At 72.7% G+C, this 18319-nt stretch carries 15 protein-coding genes; 7 read left to right on the top strand and 8 right to left on the bottom strand.

Features of this window, described 5'->3' with window-relative positions:
* Nucleotides 1-38: 38 nt before the first annotated feature.
* The 5 genes from K0V08_RS11655 to K0V08_RS11635 are packed head-to-tail and all read left to right on the top strand — an operon-like array spanning nt 39 to nt 7531.
* A complete protein-coding gene (locus K0V08_RS11655; protein ID WP_079535059.1) occupies nt 39-1622 on the top strand; it encodes an APC family permease in 1584 nt (527 codons plus the stop codon).
* On the top strand, nt 1619-2458 hold the full coding sequence (locus tag K0V08_RS11650; RefSeq protein WP_079535060.1) for an urea amidolyase associated protein UAAP1: 840 nt from the start codon (nt 1619-1621) through the stop codon (nt 2456-2458). Before K0V08_RS11655 ends, K0V08_RS11650 begins: the two co-directional genes overlap by 4 nt.
* Nucleotides 2458-3150 (top strand): urea amidolyase associated protein UAAP2, encoded by a 693-nt coding sequence (locus K0V08_RS11645; RefSeq protein WP_079535061.1) that lies wholly within the window; start codon nt 2458-2460, stop codon nt 3148-3150. The genes K0V08_RS11650 and K0V08_RS11645 overlap by 1 nt, the downstream gene beginning before the upstream one ends.
* Entirely contained in the window at nt 3147-6812 is a 3666-nt protein-coding gene (uca, locus tag K0V08_RS11640) for an urea carboxylase (protein WP_079535062.1), read from the top strand. Before K0V08_RS11645 ends, uca begins: the two co-directional genes overlap by 4 nt.
* Before the next feature lie 23 nt (nt 6813-6835).
* Complete coding sequence (locus K0V08_RS11635; RefSeq protein ID WP_079535063.1) at nt 6836-7531, top strand: TetR/AcrR family transcriptional regulator; 696 nt, start codon at nt 6836-6838, stop codon at nt 7529-7531.
* Nucleotides 7532-7556: 25 nt separating this feature from the next.
* On the opposite strand, the gene K0V08_RS11630 is transcribed toward K0V08_RS11635, so the two are convergent.
* Nucleotides 7557-8303, bottom strand: coding sequence for a TetR/AcrR family transcriptional regulator (locus K0V08_RS11630; RefSeq protein ID WP_079535064.1), 747 nt, complete (start codon nt 8301-8303; stop codon nt 7557-7559).
* An 81-nt stretch (nt 8304-8384) separates the two neighbouring features.
* Between K0V08_RS11630 and K0V08_RS11625 the strand changes: the two genes are divergently transcribed.
* Nucleotides 8385-9872, top strand: coding sequence for an MFS transporter (locus tag K0V08_RS11625; protein ID WP_079535065.1), 1488 nt, complete (start codon nt 8385-8387; stop codon nt 9870-9872).
* Between the two features lie 9 nt (nt 9873-9881).
* On the opposite strand, the gene K0V08_RS11620 is transcribed toward K0V08_RS11625, so the two are convergent.
* From K0V08_RS11620 to K0V08_RS11590, 7 genes are all read right to left on the bottom strand, one after another.
* Nucleotides 9882-10472: a dienelactone hydrolase family protein gene (locus K0V08_RS11620; protein ID WP_079535066.1), complete on the bottom strand. Its 591-nt coding sequence runs from the start codon at nt 10470-10472 to the stop codon at nt 9882-9884.
* A 124-nt stretch (nt 10473-10596) separates the two neighbouring features.
* Nucleotides 10597-11616 carry a MerR family transcriptional regulator gene (locus K0V08_RS11615; RefSeq protein WP_227324856.1) on the bottom strand — a complete coding sequence of 340 codons (1020 nt, stop codon included), beginning with the start codon at nt 11614-11616 and terminating at the stop codon, nt 10597-10599.
* 22 nt (nt 11617-11638) lie between these two features.
* Entirely contained in the window at nt 11639-12352 is a 714-nt protein-coding gene (locus K0V08_RS11610; RefSeq protein ID WP_011931333.1) for a HEAT repeat domain-containing protein, read from the bottom strand.
* Nucleotides 12349-13080, bottom strand: coding sequence for an alpha/beta fold hydrolase (locus K0V08_RS11605; RefSeq protein ID WP_079535067.1), 732 nt, complete (start codon nt 13078-13080; stop codon nt 12349-12351). Before K0V08_RS11605 ends, K0V08_RS11610 begins: the two co-directional genes overlap by 4 nt.
* Nucleotides 13081-13173: 93 nt before the next feature.
* The gene (locus K0V08_RS11600) at nt 13174-14283 is read right to left on the bottom strand and encodes a Gfo/Idh/MocA family protein (RefSeq protein ID WP_094182699.1); all 1110 of its coding nucleotides are present in this window, start codon (nt 14281-14283) and stop codon (nt 13174-13176) included.
* A complete protein-coding gene (locus tag K0V08_RS11595; protein WP_011931253.1) occupies nt 14280-15086 on the bottom strand; it encodes a sugar phosphate isomerase/epimerase family protein in 807 nt (268 codons plus the stop codon). The genes K0V08_RS11600 and K0V08_RS11595 overlap by 4 nt, the downstream gene beginning before the upstream one ends.
* Nucleotides 15087-15168: 82 nt before the next feature.
* A complete protein-coding gene (locus tag K0V08_RS11590; protein WP_011931329.1) occupies nt 15169-16770 on the bottom strand; it encodes a glycoside hydrolase family 43 protein in 1602 nt (533 codons plus the stop codon).
* A gap of 147 nt (nt 16771-16917) precedes the next feature.
* On the opposite strand from K0V08_RS11590, the gene K0V08_RS11585 reads away from it, so the two are divergent.
* Nucleotides 16918-18276 carry an ABC transporter substrate-binding protein gene (locus tag K0V08_RS11585; RefSeq protein WP_011931328.1) on the top strand — a complete coding sequence of 453 codons (1359 nt, stop codon included), beginning with the start codon at nt 16918-16920 and terminating at the stop codon, nt 18274-18276.
* The last annotated feature ends 43 nt before the right edge of the window (nt 18277-18319 follow it).

Raw genomic sequence — 18319 nt, 5'->3', positions numbered from 1 at the left:
GCACACGCTCCATCGCGCCCTCGTGAGAGGCCAGAACATTGAGCACCCCGAACCTCCCGCCGCACCCGTCGGCCCCCACCCCCGTCATCCCGCCCGGCTACGCCCAGGAGCTGCATCGCGGCGTCGGTCCGTTCTCCTCCTTCGCGGCCGGGTTCTCCTTCGTCTCGATCCTCACGACCGTGTTCCAGCTCTTCGGCCTCGGCTTCGGGCTGGGTGGCGCGGCCTTCTTCTGGGCGTGGCCGATCGTGTTCGTCGGCCAGCTGCTCGTGGCGCTGAACTTCGCGCAGCTCGCCGCGTCGTGGCCGATCTCGGGCGCGATCTTCCAGTGGTCGAGCAGGTTGGCGGGCACCACGTTCGGCTGGTTCACCGGCTGGACCATGATCGTCGGCCAGATCCTCACGGTCGCCGTCGCGGCCATCGCGGTGCAGGCCGTGCTGCCGTCCATCTGGGCCGGGTTCCAGATCGTGGGCGGGCCGGGCGCGGATCCGTCGGTCGCCTCCCCCACGGGCTCCGCGAACGCGGTGCTGCTCGGGATCATCATGCTGGCCATCACGACGGTCGTGAACATCCTCAGCGTGCGGCTCATGGCGCGGGTCACGACCGCGGGCGTCGCCATCGAGATGGTCGGCGTCGTCGCGCTCGTCGCCGTGCTGTTCCTGCTGCCGAAGCGGGGACCCGAGGTGGTCTTCACGACCGCGGGATCCGCGAGCGAGGAGCCGTACGTGTGGGCCTTCCTGGCCTCCTCGCTCATGGCCGCCTACGTGATGGTCGGCTTCGACTCCGCGGGCGAGCTGGCCGAGGAGACCCACAGCCCCCGGAAGACCACGCCGAAGACGATCATCCGCGCGCTCACGGTCTCCGGGCTCGGCGGGGCGCTCCTCATCGTGGGCGCGCTCGTCGCAGCGCCCAGCCTCACCGACGGGAACCTCGCCACGCAAGGCCTCGCCTGGGTGATCACCTCGGTCGCCGGCGAGGTGGGCGGCCGCCTCCTCCTCTGCGCGGTCGCGGTGGCGGTGTTCGCGTGCACGCTCGCCGTGCAGACCTCGGGTACGCGCATGATCTACTCGATGGCCCGCGAGAAGGCGCTGCCGTTCCACCGCCAGCTCGCGAAGGTGTCGCCGCGCACGGGCACACCGGTGCTCACCTCCGTCGTGGTCGGGGTCGGCGCGGTGCTCGCGCTCGCGGTCAACGCCGGGCAGTCGGCGATCTTCACGGCGCTCTCGAGCCTCTGCATCGCGATGCTGTACCTCGCCTACCTGGGCGTCACCGGGCCGCTGCTGGTCGCCCGGATCCGCGGGCGGTTCCCGGCCGGCGGCGTCGACGAGGACGGCGAGCCGCTGTTCACGCTCGGCCGCTGGGGGATCCCGATCAACGCCGTCGCGGTGCTCTTCCAGGCGGCGATGGCCGTGAACCTGATCTGGCCGCGCCCCGAGATCTACGACCTCACGGGCGAGTCGTGGTGGCTGCAGTACAGCGCGCTCCTCTTCATCGGCGCGACGCTGCTCGTGGGCTGGGGCTACCACGCGTGGCGGCACCGCTCCGACGGGCCGATCCGGCTGACCGAGGTGCCGACCACGGCGACGATCCCGGTGGTCGAGCCGGCGAGGGCGTCCATCCGATGAGGGATCTGCGCACGACCGACAGCGTCACCGCCTCCCGCGCCGACGCCCGGGCGCAGGCCGACCGCCGCAGCGAGTGGATGCCGTACGTGCCCGCGTCCTCCTCCCCGTCCCGGCCGGACGGCGTCGCGGCGGATGGGCTCACCTGGGCCGAGACCGTGGCGCCGGGCGGGTACGCGCACCGGGTGCTGGCGCGCGGATCCCGCCTGCGGTTCGACGACCCCACGGGCGACGCGTGCGCGCACCTCGTGCTGCACGACGCACTCGCGCCGTGGGAGCGGCTCAACGTCGCCGACACCGTGAAGATCCCGTGGCAGGCGTACCTCGGCGAAGGCTCCCCGCTGCTGAGCGGCGACGGGCGGATCCTCGCGAGCATCGTCGAGGACGACTCCGGCCACCACGACGCCCTCTGCGGCACCTCGACCGACGCGCTCAACGACCGGCGCTACGGCGGATCCGCGCCCGAGGGCCCCACGCCGAGCGGCCGGTCGCTGCTCGTGAAGGCCGCCGCGAAGCACGGTCTCACCCGGCGCGACCTGCCGCCCGGCGTCTCCTTCTTCCAGGGCGTGCGGGTGGAGGCCGACGGCGCGCTGCGGCCCACCGGATCCGCGGGGCCGGGCACGCACGTGACCCTCGTGGCCGAGATGCCGCTCATCGTGCTGATCGCGAACGTGCCGCACCCGCTGGATCCCCGGCCCGAACACGTCGTCGGCCCGCTGCGGATCCACGCGTGGCGCGGCTCCCCCACCGGCCCCGGCGACGCGCGCTTCCACGCGACCCCGGAGCTGACGCGGGCCTACCTGAACTCGATCGACCACTGCGAAGCGAGAGGAACCTGATGACCCGCACCGTGGCATCCCCCGTCCCGACCGGCGCCGTCCACGCGCCCGATGCGGTGCTCGACTGGGGATCCTCGCTCGTCGAGGGCACCGTCGTGCGCGACGACCGCGTCGCGCCGCTCGCGCCCTGGTCGGCCGTGGTGCGCGCCGGCGAGGTGCTCACGATCGTGGACGTCGGCGGCAACCAGTCCGCCGACTGCCTCATCTACGACGCCCAGGATCCGGACGAGCGCTACAGCGTGCCCGACACCCTCGTGGCGCAGGGCAACGCGTACATCCGCACCGGCACCGTTCTCATGTCGAGCGAGGGCCGCCCGCTGATGACCGTGGTCGGCAACGAGATCGACCGCCAGGACACCCTCGGCGGCGCGTGCTCGAAGGAGTCGAACACGCTCCGCTACGGGCACCACACCGCGTACCAGCACGGCTGCCGCGAGAACTTCCTCACGGAGGCGTCGCGGCACGGTCTGGGGGCGCCCGACATCGTGTCGAACATCAACTGGTTCATGAACGTGCCGGTGGAGGCCGACGGATCGCTCGGCATCGTCGACGGCATGAGCGCGCCCGGGAAGCGGGTCGCCCTGCGCGCGGAGCGGGACGTGCTGGTGATCGTCTCCAACTGCCCGCAGATGAACAACCCGTGCAACGACTTCAGCTGCACGCCGCTGCGGATGATCGTGGTGCAGCCGTGAGCGCGCTCGAGAGCGGCGCAGCAGGCGAGCGCCGCGCGCTCGACCTCGACACCGTCCTCGTCGCCAACCGCGGCGAGATCGCGTGCCGCGTGATCCGCACCGCGAAGGCCATGGGGATGCGCACGGTCGCGGTCTTCTCCGACGCCGACCGGGCAGCTCCCCACGTGCGCGAGGCCGACGAGGCCGTGCGGCTGGGCCCGGCGGCACCGCGCGAATCGTACCTGCGCATCGACGCGATCATCGAGGCCGCGCGCGCGACCGGCGCCGGCCTCATCCACCCCGGCTACGGGTTCCTCAGCGAGAACCTGGAGTTCGCGTCGGCCTGCGAGGAGGCGGGGATCCGCTTCGTCGGGCCGACCGCCGACCAGATCCTCGCGTTCGGCGCCAAGCACACGGCGCGCGAGCTGGCCGAGGCGGCCGGGGTGCCCCTGCTCGCCGGCACCGGGCTCCTCGCCGACGCCGACGAGGCGGTCGCGGAGGCCGAGCGCATCGGCCTGCCCGTGATGCTCAAGGCCACGGGCGGCGGGGGCGGCATCGGCATGCAGGCGTGCGCGACGGCCGACGAGGTGCGGGAGGCGTTCGGGCGGGTGACGCGGCTCGCGGAGTCGGCGTTCGGATCCACCGGCATCTTCCTCGAGCGGCTCGTGCGCCCGGCGCGGCACGTCGAGGTGCAGCTCGTGGGCGACGGCCAGGGCCGCGTGGCCGTGATCGGCGACCGCGACTGCTCCCTCCAGCGCCGCAACCAGAAGGTGATCGAGGAGGCGCCCGCGCCCGCGCTGCCCGACCGCGTGCGCGCGCAGCTGCACGACTCGGCCCGCGCGCTCGCGGAGTCGGTCTCCTATCGCAGCGCCGGCACGGTCGAGTTCGTCTACGACCCGGTGCGCGAGGAGGCCGCGTTCCTGGAGGTCAACACGCGCCTGCAGGTCGAGCACCCCGTCACGGAGGAGGTGCACGGCGTCGACCTCGTGGAGCTCATGCTGCGGCTCGCGCGCGACGGCGCCGCCGGGCTCCCCGACGACCTCTTCACCCGGGAGTGGATCCCGGAGGGCCACGCCGTCGAGGCCCGCGTCTACGCGGAGGACCCGGCGAAGGGATACCTGCCCTCGAGCGGCCTCGTGACGCAGGCCGTGCTGCCGGCGGGACCGGGGATCCGCGTCGACGGCTGGATCGAGACCGGCCTCGAGGTCTCCGCCTCCTACGACCCGCTGCTCGCCAAGGTCATCGCCACGGGCGAGACCCGCGACGACGCGCTCGACCTCCTCGGCGAGGCGCTCGACGGGTCGCGGATCGACGGCATCGTCACGAACATCGGCCTGCTGCGGGCGCTCACCGACGACATCGAGCTGCGCACCGCCACGCACTCCACGTCCACGCTCGACGAGACGGACGATCCGGCGCCGCGCATCGACGTGGTCTCCCCCGGCACCATGACCACCGTGCAGGACCTGCCCGGCCGGCTCGGGTACTGGCAGGTCGGCGTGCCGCCGAGCGGCCCGTTCGATCCCGTCTCGCTCGCGGAGGCGAACCTCGCCGTCGGCAACCCGGAGGGCGCGCCGGGGCTCGAGATCACGGCAGACGGACCCGTGCTGCGCTTCTCGACCGCGTCCGTCGTGGCCGTCACGGGAGCGCCCGCACCGGTCACGATCGACGGCGAACCGGCCCCGATGTGGGAGCCGCTCGAGGTCGCCGCCGGGCAGACGCTCGCGATCGGCCGCGCCGACGGACCCGGGCTCCGCCTGTTCCTCGCCGTGCGCGGCGGGATCGACGTGCCCTCGTACCTCGGATCCGCGTCCACATTCACGCTCGGCCGCTTCGGCGGGCACGCGGGCCGGGCGCTGCTCGCGGGCGACGTGCTGCGGCCCGGATCCCCCGACTCCGACGCCGACCACCCCGCGTTCCCCGCGGGCGCGCGCCTCGGGATCATCGGCGGCCCGACGCCCGCGCACCGCCGGCCCGCCCTCACGTCGACGTGGGAGATCGGCGTCACCGAGGGCCCGCACGCGGCGCCCGACTTCTTCACGCGCGCCGACATCGACGTGCTCTACGCCACCGACTACGGCGTCCACCACAACTCGGCGCGCACCGGGATCCGGCTCATCGGCCCGCGGCCCGGCTGGGCCCGCGAGGACGGCGGCGAGGCGGGGCTGCACCCGTCGAACATCCACGACACCCCGTACGCGGTCGGCGCGATCGACTTCACGGGCGACACCCCGATCATCCTCGGCCCCGACGGACCCTCGCTCGGCGGGTTCGTCTGCCCGGCGGTCGTCGCGAGCGGCGAGCTGTGGAAGCTCGGCCAGCTGCGGCCCGGCGACACCGTGCGGTTCGTGCCCGTCACCGAGGCGGCGGCGGCGTCGCTCGTGGACGCGCGCGCATCGCTCCAGGTGATCCGCGCGGGCGGCGACGGCGACGACGGCGTGATCGGCCGGCTCGAGCCGACGGATGCGCGCCCGGGCGTCGCGTACCGCCGCGACGGCGACGACAACGTGCTCGTCGAGTACGGCGACATGACCCTCGACATCGCGCTCCGCATGCGCGTGCACGCGCTCATGACCCGCCTGCAGGAGCACATGCCGCCCGGCGTGCTCGAGCTGACGCCGGGCATCCGCTCGCTGCAGGTCCGCACCGACGCGCGCGTGCTCAAGGCCACGGCCGTCACGCGGCTGCTGCAGGAGCTGGAGGACGAGATCCCGCCCACCGGGCAGCTCGTCGTGCCGTCGCGGAAGGTGCGGCTGCCGCTGTCGTGGGACGACCCGGCGACGCGCCTCGCGATCGAGCGCTACATGGCGGGCGTCCGTGACGACGCGCCCTGGACGCCGTGGAACATCGAGTTCATCCGCCGGATCAACGGCCTCGACTCGGTCGACGACGTCTTCCGCACGGTCTTCGACGCCAGCTACCTCGTGCTCGGCCTCGGCGACGTGTACCTCGGCGCTCCCGTGGCCACGCCGCTGGATCCGCGCCACCGCCTGGTGACCACGAAGTACAACCCGGCGCGCACGTGGACCGCCGAGAACTCGGTCGGCATCGGCGGCGCGTACCTCTGCATCTACGGGATGGAGGGGCCGGGCGGGTACCAGTTCGTCGGCCGCACCGTGCAGATCTGGAACCGCTTCCGCCGCGGCGGCCTCTTCCAGGAGGACCCGTGGGCGCTGCGCTTCTTCGACCGCATCGAGTGGTACCCGGTCGGCGCGGAGGAGCTGCTCGAGCTGCGCGCCGAGACGGACGCCGGACGCGGGCGCTATGAGACGGAGGACGGCGAGTTCTCCATCGCCGACCACCACGCGTTCCTCGCCGCGAACGACGCGTCGATCCGCGACTTCCGCGACACGCAGACGCGCGCGTTCGAGGAGGAGAAGGCCCGCTGGCGCCTGTCGGGCGAGTTCGACGTGCGCGACGAGCCGCCCGTCGTCGAGGCGGCGACCGTGCCGATCCCACCTGGGGCAACGGCCGTGACGGCGCCGTTCACCTCCACCGTCTGGCGGGTGGACGTGCGCCCCGGCGATCTCCTCGGAGTCGGCGACGCCGTGCTCGCGGTCGAGGCCATGAAGATGGAGTCCGTCGTCGGCGCGCCGGTCGCGGGGCGCGTGCTCGACGTCCACATCCGGTCCGGGGAGCAGGTCGCGCCCGGGCAGGTGCTCGCCGTGATCGGCGCCGGATGATCCCCACCTGCGAGGATGGCCGGATGGCCAAGGACGACAAGCCGGCCCGCGTCGGTCGCCCCCGCGCGGTGCCCGACGCCGGGTCCCCGCTGAGCCCGCGCGAGCAGATCCTCGACGCCGCCGCCGCGCTCTTCGCGGAGCACGGCCTGAGCGGCACGTCGACGCGCGCGATCGCGGAGCGGGTCGGGATCCGGCAGGCCTCTCTCTACTACCACTTCGCCGGCAAGGACGACCTGCTCGTCGAGCTGCTCACGCGCTCCGTGCGCCCCAGCCTCGACGTGGTCCGCGGCATCGAGGACCTCGTGCCCGACCGCGCCACCGCGGCCGCCGCCCTGCACGCGCTCGTGATGGTCGACTTCCGCACGCTCGCCGACACCCCGCACAACATCGGCACGCTCTACCTGCTGCCGGAGGTGCAGGGCGAGCGGTACGACGGCTTCCGCCAGCAGCGCCGGGAGCTCCAGGACGCGTACGGGCGCATCGGCACGGCTGCGGCGAGCGCCGACGTCCGCGCGACCATCGGGCCGGAGGCGCTGGGGGCCGTGCTGATCCAGCTGGCCGAGCTCGTGATCCAGCTGCGTCGCCGCGGCGAGCCCGGCGACGTCGACCGCGACGCCATCGCGGCCACGTGCCTGCGGGCGTGCGGGCTGGGGACGGCCGGGATCGCGGAAGCGCGTCGCGAGGCGCAGGAGCTGCTGGCGACCGTGCCCGCGCTCTAGCCGGCGCCGGTCTCGACGACCCGGCTCACGACGACGCCGGCGGCAGCCCCGCCTGCTGGCGCACCCCGGCCAGCAGCAGGTCGAGCCCGGAGCGGAACACGTCGAGGTCGTCGTGCGTCGCCATCTCGCCCGCGGCGTCGTGGGCGAACGGGTACTCGTCGGGGTCGAGCTCCCGCCAGCGGTCGGCGAGCGTCCCCAGGAAGCCCTCCCGGTCCAGCCCGCTGTCCAGGAACTCCTGCGGCGGCGGCTCGGCGAGGTCGGCCGCGACCCCGACCACGTAGCTGACGATGGACGACACCGCGTGGAAGCGCTGCCGCGACGTGAGGTCGAGCCCCAGGAGCTGCTGACCGATGCGCTCGTACATCAGCATCGAGTTCGGCTGCAGCCCGTTGTTCCGGAGCATGTACTGCCCGAACCAGGGCCGGCGCACGAGCTCGTCGAAGAGCGCGAGGGCGACGGCGCGTACGTTGCCGACCGGGTCGGATCCGTGGGTCAGCCGCTCGGTGTCCGCGAGGACCCGGCCCATCACCTCCTCGGTCACCTTCTCGAGCAGCTCGTCGCGGCTCGCGACGTACCAGTAGATGCTCGCCACGCCCCCGCCGAGCCGAGCCGCCAGCGCGCGGAAGGTCAAGGCCCTCTCCCCCGACTCGTCGAGGATCCCGATGGCCTCCGCCAGCACGGTGTCGAGCGAGTGCGACGCCCGCTGGCGCCCTCGGGCGCGGGCGGGCGGCGTGCGGGTGCTCTCCGTCTTCGGGGATCCATTCGCGGCCATGCCTTGCATCCTACCGAACGTCGTTCCATACTATCGAACGTCGTCCGATACTCGTACGGCGTTCGATGAGAAGAGACCCCGATGAGCACCCCCACGATCACCACCACCGCCCCACCCCGCGGCTACGCCTCCCTCCGCGCCGCGGCCATCCCGCTCGCCGCGCTCTGCCTGGCCTTCTTCGTCGAGATGGTCGATAACACGCTGCTCTCGATCGCGCTGCCGACGATCGGGCGCGCGCTCGACAGCGGCACGACGGGGCTCCAGTGGGTGACGGGCGCCTACTCGCTCACCTTCGGCGGCCTGCTCCTCACAGCGGGCTCGGCCGCCGACCGGTTCGGCCGCCGTCGCGTCCTGCTGATCGGCCTCGCTGCCTTCGGCCTCATCAGCGTCGCCGTCGTCCTCGTCACCGACATCGGCCAGCTCATCGCCCTGCGCGCGGCGCTCGGCGCTGCCGCCGCGGCCATGGCGCCCGTCACGATGTCGTTGATCTTCCGCCTGTTCGACGACGAGAAGCTGCGCATGCGGTCGATCACCATCGTCATGGTCGTCGGCATGTCCGGCTTCGTCCTCGGCCCGCTCCTCGGGGGCTCGATCCTCGGCGCCGTCAGCTGGCAGTGGCTGCTCGTGATCAACGCGCCGCTCGCGCTGCTCGTCTGGATCGGCGTCCGCCTCGGGATCCCGGCCGACCGCCGCGACGACCTCACCTCCGAGCGCCTCGACCTGCCCGGCACCGTGCTCACCGTCGCCGCGATCGGGCTCGGCTGCTACACGCTCACGAGCGGCGTCGAGCGCGGCTGGCTCGCCCCCGTCACGCTCGCCTGCGCGCTCGGCGCCGTCGCCGCGGTCGCGGGCTTCGTCCTCCGCGAGCGCCGCGCGGCCTCGCCCATGATCGACCTCGCGATCTTCCGCGCCGGGCCCGTCCGCGGCGCGGCGCTCACGCAGCTCGGGTCGTCGGTCGCGTTCGCGAGCATCATGTTCGGGCTGATCCTGCACTTCCAGTACGCGTACGGCTGGAGCCCGATGCGGGCCGGCCTCGCGAACCTGCCCATCATCGTGACGATGATCGCCGCGAGCCCGATCGCCGAGCGGCTCGCCAGCCGCCTCGGCCACCGCATGGCCTGCCTCGTCGGCACCGGCTTCCTCGTGGGCGGGCTCGTCGGCCTGGCCTGGGCCGTCGAGCACGGCTACCTCGCCATCATGGCGTCGATGATCGTGTTCACCATCGGGCTGCGGACGATCATGACCATCTGCGCGGTCGCCCTCGTCGAGGCGATGCCCGCGAACCGCACCTCCATCGGCGCCGCCCTCAACGACACCGCGCAGGAGCTCGGCACGAGCCTCGGCACGGCGGTCGTCGGCACCCTGATCGCGGCGCTCGTCACGACCGCGCTCCCGGCGGGCGCGTGGAGCGCCGAGCTGGTCCGCTCCTTCTTCGCGGGCGAGCGCGCCGCCTACCTCGTGGTCGCCGTGCTGACCGGCGTGATCGCCACGGTCGGCGCGCTGTCGCTCAGCGACTCCCGCACGACGGAGGAGCCGGCGGCGCCCGAGGCCGCGCACGTCGCGGCATGAGCGGGCGGCTCAGCCGATCCGCGCCAGCAGCTCGAGCGACCGCTCGAGCACGAGGGCCGTGGCGACGGGATCCGACGAAGGCAGCGACGCGTCCGTGAACAGGTGCGCGTCGCCGTCGTAGACGAAGACCTCGGCGAGCTCCGGGCCGACCACGGCGACCAGCTCGCGGGCCGCGTCGAGGTCGCCCTCGCCCGCGAAGAACGGATCCCGCGCCATGCCGTGCACCTGCACCGGCAGCCCCGCCGGCCAGGGCCCGAAGGACCACTCGGCGGACAGCGACACGAAGGACTCGTAGAGGAGCGCGCCGCGGGCGCCCGGGCGGGTCTGCGCGAGGCGCTGCGCGATGGATCCGCCCCACGAGAAGCCCGCGTAGACGAGGTCCGCGGGCAGCCCGTCGAGGGCCCGTGCGGTGCGCTCGGCGACGACGTGGTCGGCGAGGCCCGCCATCAGCGCGAGGCCCGCCTCGATGGACTCGGGCAGCGCGCCGTCGAACAGGTCGGGCACGTGCACGGTGTGCCCGCCGTCGCGGAGCGCGTCGGCGAAGGCGTGGACCCCGGGGGTCGCGCCCTGCACGTGATGGAACAGCACGATCTCGGCCATGGCGCGCCTCTCGTCGTCCGCGCCGGGACGCGGATCCGGGCGCTCCCGTCGCGGGGCGCCGTGCCGCGAACCTACTCCGCGGCTCGATCGGCCCGGACGCGGGATCCGCGACGCCGACGCCGGCTCACCGCGCGGGCGGCCCCCACACCACGAAGTCCATGGCCAGCTCCATGGACCGGAGGCGGGCCGGGGAGAAGTCGTAGGGCATCTTCGTGAAGGCGTCCATCGTGCTCAGGGACCGGGCGGGCCGGCCGGATCCGCCGCGGGCGTCGTCCTCGTCGCCATCGCCGTCGGGGTGCAGCTCGTCCCAGGCGGCGATGAGCTCCTCGTCCTGCCGCGGGAGGTCGGACGCGTCGATCGCCGCCTGCAGCGCCTCCTCGAACGCGCGCCGCTCGGCCGCGACCTCCGCCACGCGGGGGTCGTCGACGGCGACCGTATCGTCGAGCGCCTCCTCGGCGGCGTCGACCCGGTCCGACGCCTCGCGCAGTCCCGGCAGCGTGGCGACCGCGATGTACCGGGTGGCGTTCAGCGCCGCGACGAGCGTGCCGAGGCTGCGCTCCATGACGAGCAGGGCGTCGAGGTCGGCCTGACGGAGGGCTCCCTCGGGCAGGCCCTCGAGGCGGCGGGCGACGAGGTCGGAGAGCAGGCCGAGCCGGCTGCCCCGGGCGCGCAGCCGACGCACGGCGTCCCGCTGCCGACGCAGCTCCGCCTCCTGGGCCGCGAGGGTCGCCTCGAGCCGGCCGAGGACGTCGGCGACGTCGTCGTCCCCGACGGCGGCCGGGGCGGCGTGGGCGGCGGTATCCGCGGCGGCTGCGGCACCCTCCCCTGCCTCCTGGTCGGCGAAGGCGGCGCGGATGTCCTCGAGGGCGATCCCCGCGTCGGCCATGCGCCGGATCCACATCAGCCGGACCATGTCGGCGTACCCGTACCGACGGCGGTCGTCGGTGCCCCGCTCGGGCTCGGGGATCAGGCCGATCTGGTGGTAGTGGCGGATGGTCCGCGGCGTGATGCCGACGAACGCGGCGGCGTCGCCGATCCGGACCCGACGCGGCGGGGTCGGCATGGGGATCGGGGTGGCGGTCACGACGGGGTCGCCCTCGGTCGGGTGGGTCTCGGCGGGGTGGGTCTCGGCGGGGTGGGTCATGGGACCACCCGATCACATGACGCTACGGGAGGTGCAAGCCCGGCCGCCGGGCGAGGTGCGCGCCGAAGGAGCTGCGCCTCGCCTCGTCGACGGCCTCGTCGAAGCGGAGGTCGGGGTCGTCGTGCAGGGCGATCACGGCGAGGGCATGGATCCGCACCCGGGCGTCCGCCGCGCGCCGCGACCGCTCGAGGACCGGCAGCGCCGCCCGGCCGACGCTCGCGAAGGCCCGCGCGAGGCTCGCCTGCGTGTCGCGGTCGCCGCGGCCGAGCTGCGACGCGAGCTGCTGGGAGAGCCAGCGCGCACCGGCCGGATCCCGGTCGCCGTCGACGAGTCCGGATGCCGTGCGCCACGCGGTGCGCGCCACGTGGTCGTCGGGATCCCGCAGCAGCGCGGGCGTGATGGCGGGCAGCGCGCGCCGGTCGCCGATCTTGGAGAGCGTGTGCAGCGCCTGGCTGCGGGCCTGCGGGATGGGCGACGCCAGCTCGGCGATGAGCGGCGGGATCGTCAGCTCCTCGTCGTGCCGGATCAGCGCCCACGTGAGCATCTCGCGCACGTTGAGGTCGGGCTCGACGCGGCACCGGTGGATGAGGCCCTCGACGAGCGCGGGATCCGGCCGGGTGCCCGCGGTGAGCGCGGCCTGCAGCCGGGCGGACGGGTCGGGCGAGCGGAGGGCGGCGGCCAGACGGGCGGCGATCTCGGCGTCGGCGGGGCGGTCGGGGCGCGCGTCGTCCGTCACAGTACGTCCTCGATCGCGGCGAGCACCCGGTCCGGGTCCTCGAGCTGCATGTCGTGGTGGATCCCCGGCAGCCGGCGCACGTCCCAGCCGTGCCGTTCGAGATCCGCCGCGCAGGCGTCGGGCAGCACCGAGGGCGCGTCGTCGGAGAGCACCAGCGTGGAGGGGACCGCCGGCGCGCTCACCGCGAGCGGGTGGAAGGCCACGTCGCGGAAGACGCCGACCGCCATGCCGCGGTCGAAGCGCGCCTGCGCGGCGTCGAGCGATGCGCGGACGGACGCCGGGTAGGCCGCGCGCACGCGGGCGGCGGCCCGGGCCCGCGGGATCTGCGCGGCGGCGAGCCCCACGAGCGGCGCCGCCCAGAACAGGCGGCCGCGGATCCCCGTGGTCGGCAGCGCGAGCCGGAACCCGGGGTCGAGGTAGATCGCGCGCGCGGGCTCGAGCCGGGCGACGGCGCGCACCAGCACGGATCCGCCGAGCGAGTGCCCGACGACCGCGTCGAGCCCGCGCGGCAGCGACGCCACGAGGTCGTCGGCCATGTCCTCGATGCCGTAGGCCGGCGCCCGGTCGCTCTGGCCGTGCCCGCGCAGGTCGACGGTCGTGACGGTGAAGCGGCCGGTCGCGACGAGCCGCTCGACGACGGGCGCCCAGGTCGCGCCGTCCGCGCCGAGGCCGTGCACGAGGCCGACGTGGCGCGCGCCGGCTCCGGTGGTGACGCGGTGCAGCTGCATGGGTCCAGTCTCCTCCGGGTGCCGCCGGGTGCCGAGCGCGGGACGGCCCCGCATCCGTCACCGGATGCGGGGCCGTCGCGAGCGGGTGCCGCGCTACAGCGTCGCTGCCGCCGGGTCCCAGTCCTCCGCGAGCGGCGTCGGCTTCGCGACGCTCGACGCGACCTCCACGACCTCGCGGCTGTCGGCCGCGTCGCGGATCGCGAGCAGCACGTCGAGCACGTGCGCCGCGACCTCGCCGGATGCGCGCACCGGGTCGCCGCCGCGGATGCTGCGCGCGAGGTCCAGCACGCCGGATCCGCGGCCGTACGTGGATCCGACGGCCGTCAGCGTCTCCGGCCCCTCCTGCCCGAAGCGCCACAGCTGGCTGTCGCCCTCGAACGTGTTCGGGTCGGGGAGCACGATGGTGCCCTCGCTGCCCGAGATCTCGACGAAGCCCATGCGCGGCAGCGCGTTCTGGAAGCTGAAGGTCGACTGCGCCGACTGCCCGCCCGCGAACGAGATGAGCGCCGCGTGGTGCGTCGGCACCTCCACCGGGAAGTCGGTGCCCGCGCGGGGTCCGCTGCCGATGGTGCGCGTGGTGCGCGAGGTCGAGGAGACCGCGCTCACCGTCTCCGCCGCGCCGAAGGCGTGCACGAGCGTGGTGACGTAGTACGGGCCCATGTCGAACAGGGGCCCGGCGCCCTTCGCGAACAGGAACTCGGGGTTCGGGTGCCAGGCGTCGGGGCCGGGCACGTGGAACAGCGTCGTCGCGGTGAGCGGCTCGCCGATGTCGCCGCGGGCGATGGCGCGCATGGCCGACTGGATCCCCGCGCCGAGCACGGTGTCGGGCGCGCACGCGACCTGCACGCCGGCGGCACGCGCCGCCTCGAGCAGGTCCTGGCCGGACTCGTGGTCCAGCGCCAGCGGCTTCTCGCTCCACACGTGCTTGCCGGCCGCGACGATCCGCCGGCCGACCTCCGCGTGCGTGGCCGGGAGCGTGAGGTTCACGACGATCTCGATCTCGTCCATCGCGAGCAGATCGTCGACGGTGCCGTGGTTCGGCACGCCGTGCTCCTCGGCGCGCGAGCGGGCGCGGTCGAGGTCGATGTCGGCGACGAACAGGACCTCGAGGTCCGGCATCGCCGTCATGTTCTCGAGATACGTGCCCGAGATGACGCCCGCGCCGATGACGCCGACGCCGACGCGGCCGGTGCCGCCGGTCACTTGTCGTTCTCCTGCAGCCAGGCGAGCGATGCCGCGATGCCGTCGAACACGTCGCCGGCGTAGTCGTCGAACTCGACGACGCGCAGCGCGTGGGGTGCGGCGGCCAGCACGGCGGCGACGTCGACGTCGCCCTGGCCGGCGGGCTCCTGCATCTTGAAGGCCTGCGCGAGCTCAGGCGGCACGACGAGCGCGGACTCGGCGCTCGGCAGCACCTTGGCGATCGCGTCGGAGATCTTGCCGTCCTTCACGTGCAGGAACCGCACGCGGTCACCGAGCTGCTCCAGGAGGGCGGGCGTGTCCATGCCGCCCACGGTCGACCAGAACGCGTCGAGCTCGAGCACGACGTCCGCGTCCAGGCGCTCGACGAACAGCTCGTAGATCGGGCGTCCGTCGACCTTGTTCGCGAACTCCCACTGGTGGTTGTGGTACCCGAAGGCGAGTCCGCGCGCGGCGGCCTGCACCTGCAGCTCGTTGACCCGGTCGGCGATCCTGTGCGCGTCGTCGGCGGTCTGCCAGCGCTCGGAGGGGATGAAGGGGTCGATGACCGTCTGGATCCCGAGCTTCGCGGCGGCGTCGAACGTGCGGGCGGCCTGGTCGTCGTCGCCGTCGATGACGGGCGCGTGGCCGGAGGGCGCGGTGACGCCGGACGCGGCGAACGCGGCGGCGAACTCGTCGGCGCGCTCGACGAACGCGTACGGCTCGACCTGCGTGTAGCCGATCTCGGCGACGCGGGCGACGGCGCCCTGCAGGTCCGCGGAGACAGCGTCGCGGACCGTGTAGAGCTGGACGGAGGGGGCGGTCATAGGCAAGTTGTCTTGGCGATGCACTCGACACGAAGCGGGGACATGCCCGCATTCTCTTGGATGCTGGGCACGCCAATGGTCGCTAACTGATAGCGAGCACGGCGCGTGACGATGGCATCCGTGCCTGACCCGAGGCAGAGATGTACTCGAACCAGGGAAACAGGGCGGTTTCGGCGGCGTCTTCCCCTGCACCCACCGCGTACAGGCCCACGTGTACGCCCACAAAGCCGCCGGCGTGCTCGGTGCTGAACCACGCGCGGGGTACCTTGCCAAGCGTGAGCCAGTCTCCCTGGCGCTCGTCCCAACACGAGAACACGTATGCGTCAAGGTCTCCAATCACGCGGAGCAGCATCTCGCCGTCCGGAGTAACCGCGACCTCGCCGCTGGTGCCCGAAGTGCCGGACCGCTGGAAGCGCACAATTGGCCGTCCGTCCTCATCCAAGGTCACGGCGAGCGTCGCGAAGTGTCGCTCGTCATAGAACACCGCCAGACCAGCTTCGTTCGATGACGATTGCGGGCGGAAGGACACGGACGTTCGCGCCTCGAAGCTCTGGTGCTCTTGCCTACGCGCCAGGAACGAGGGCGTGCCGCGGTCCGAGAGATCGTCGGACGACGCCCTCAGGGACACTCCGGCACCGCAGGCCTGCTCTTGCCCGCGAACAGGACCCCGCAGGCTTCGCCACCCGGGCGGAAGTCCTGCACCCTCGAAGAGCTCTCGCTCGACAGAAGGGGCGTCGGGAGTGGGGGCGTCGCTGAGCATGCTGATCGGGGCACGCTCCATCTCTCGGACATGGCCGAAGCCGGGTGCCAGCAGCAGGCCGTCGTCGGTCCATTCGGCGGGAACCAGGAAGACCTCGCGCCCGAGGGTGTGCGCCCCGTCGAGAGGACGGGTGGCGAGGACGAGAGCCCATGTCTCCCCCGCTGGGGTCTCCACGATGTCGGCGTGCCCGACGTTCTGGAAGACCGCTTCGGGGCCGAGGTGCCGGTGCGTGAGAAGAGGGCTTCGTGGGTCCGTCCGGTATGGGCCCGTCACCGTCGCAGATCGGGCCGCGGTCACCGAGTGGTTTCGCTCCGTCCCTCCCTCAGCTGCGATGAGGTAGTACACGCCATCGCGCTTGTAGATGTGTGGTGCTTCGGCCCACGCGCCGGCGACAGCACCGTTCCAGAGCACGTGTAGCGGCCCGGTCAGCTGCAGGGTCTCGAGGTCGAGCTCCTGGATGTATAGCTCAGCAGGCCCTCTGAGGAAGGGGTCTTCCGCATCCCGACAGGCGGTAAACCAGCACCGTCCGTCATCGTCGAAGAACAGGGATGGGTCGATGCCCTCGGCGTCCAGGACGACCGGCTGCATCCACGGCCCTGCCGCGTCCAAGGCCGTCGTCACGAAGTTCACGCCGCCTCGGCGATCCCGAGCGACGGTGGAGACGACGTAGAAGATACCGTCGTGATGCCGGATGGTCGGCGCCCAGATCCCATCGGACGTGTCGATCCCGGACAGGTCGATCTGCTCCGGCCGGTCAAGGACATGACCGATCTGCTCCCAGTGCACGAGATCCCGGCTGCGGTGCACGGGAATCCCCGGCCAATACGCGAACGACGACGTGACGAGGAAAAACTCATCCCCCACGGCGCAGAGGGACGGATCCGGGTTCATCCCCGTGAGGACGGGATTTTGGAAGGTGCTCATGGTGGGACTCCAAGCGGCGGCGATCGGCGTCTTCATAACGATGACAACGTGAACACTTGACAGTATGGCAACGTTAACAACACGATGGGCATACGCACCCCGAGGTTGGTTCCCCTTCCGCCTCGCACACGTCGAAGGAGATGTGACATGTCAGCACCGCGCCCCCACGCACGCCGAACGGCTTCGAAGGCCCGTCGACGCCGCCCCCTCGTCCTGGCCCTCGCCGCGGCCGGAGCGCTCACCCTCTCGCTCTCGGCCTGCTCCGCCGGTGCCAGTGGAGACGCCGCGGCCGACGGCCCGGTGACGCTCGACTTCTGGACGTACTCCGTCAAGGGCAACGACCCCAAGGCGCAGGCAATCGTCGACCGCTACAACGAGCTCAACCCCGACGTGACCGTCAAGCTCTCCGAGGTCGGCGGCACCGCCGACACGTCCTCGAAGCTGCTCGCTGCCGATCGTGCCGACGAGACCCCAGACATCGTCCAGGTCGAGTATCGGGCCCTGCCGTCACTCGTCGTGGCCGGTGTCGTGAAGGACATCACCGACGACGTCGCCGATGCGAAGGGCGACGTCGCGGACAACATCTGGGACCTCACGACCTTCGACGACCGTGTCTACGGCGTCCCGCAGGACATCGGCCCCGCCATGTTCACCTACCGCAAGGACCTCCTTGAGCAGTACGGAGTAGAGGTCCCCACCACGTGGGCGGAGTACGCCGACGCGGCCGAGAAGATCCACACCGCAGACCCCACGGTCTACATCTCCAGCTTCGACCCGGGCGAGTTCCAGTTCTTTGCCGCCCAAGCGGCGCAGGCCGGCGCCGAGTGGTGGACCAACGACGGAGACACCTGGAAGGTCGGCATCGACAGCGAGGAGTCGCTCGCGACCGCCGACTTCTGGCAGGACCTCGTCGAGCGCGACCTCGTCAAGGTCGAGGCCCTCGTCACCCCCGAGTGGAACGCGGAGATCAACGACGGCAAGGTCCTCTCCTGGGCCGCAGCGTCCTGGGTGCCCAGCGTCATCAACGCCGTCGCCCCCGACACGGCCGGCAAGTGGGAGTCCGCGCCGCTTCCCCAGTGGACTGAAGGCGATGCATCAGTCCCGTTCATCGGCGGGTCGGCCTACTTCGTGCCGGAGAAGTCCTCGGACTCCGAGGCCGCCGCGAAGTTCGCCACTTGGCTGTCGACGTCCGATGAGGGCTCGAAGCTCCTGCTGACGCTCGACCTGTACCCGGGCGGCAACGGCGGACGCGAAGCGACCGCCGAGAGCTCGCCGCCGGCACTCATGCCGGACCAGGCCGACTTCTACCAGATCGCCGACCAGGTCATCGAGGACACCACCATCCCCGTCACCTGGGGACCCAACGTCAACGTCGCGCAGACCGTGTTCAACGACGCCATGAACGCCGCGGCCCTGAACGGCACGTCGTTCCGCGACGTGTACACCGCAACCCAGGACGCCGTCGTCGCCGACCTGAAGAAGACCGGCTACTCCGTCAAGGAGTAGCCCCCCGGAGGGGCTGCGCCCACAGTCGCAGCCCCTCCCCCTC

This window comes from Clavibacter michiganensis, assembly GCF_021216655.1.
Lineage (GTDB): Bacteria > Actinomycetota > Actinomycetes > Actinomycetales > Microbacteriaceae > Clavibacter > Clavibacter michiganensis.
The sequence above is the reverse complement of the archived record's forward strand: the minus strand, read 5'-3'. Positions and strand labels throughout refer to the sequence as shown.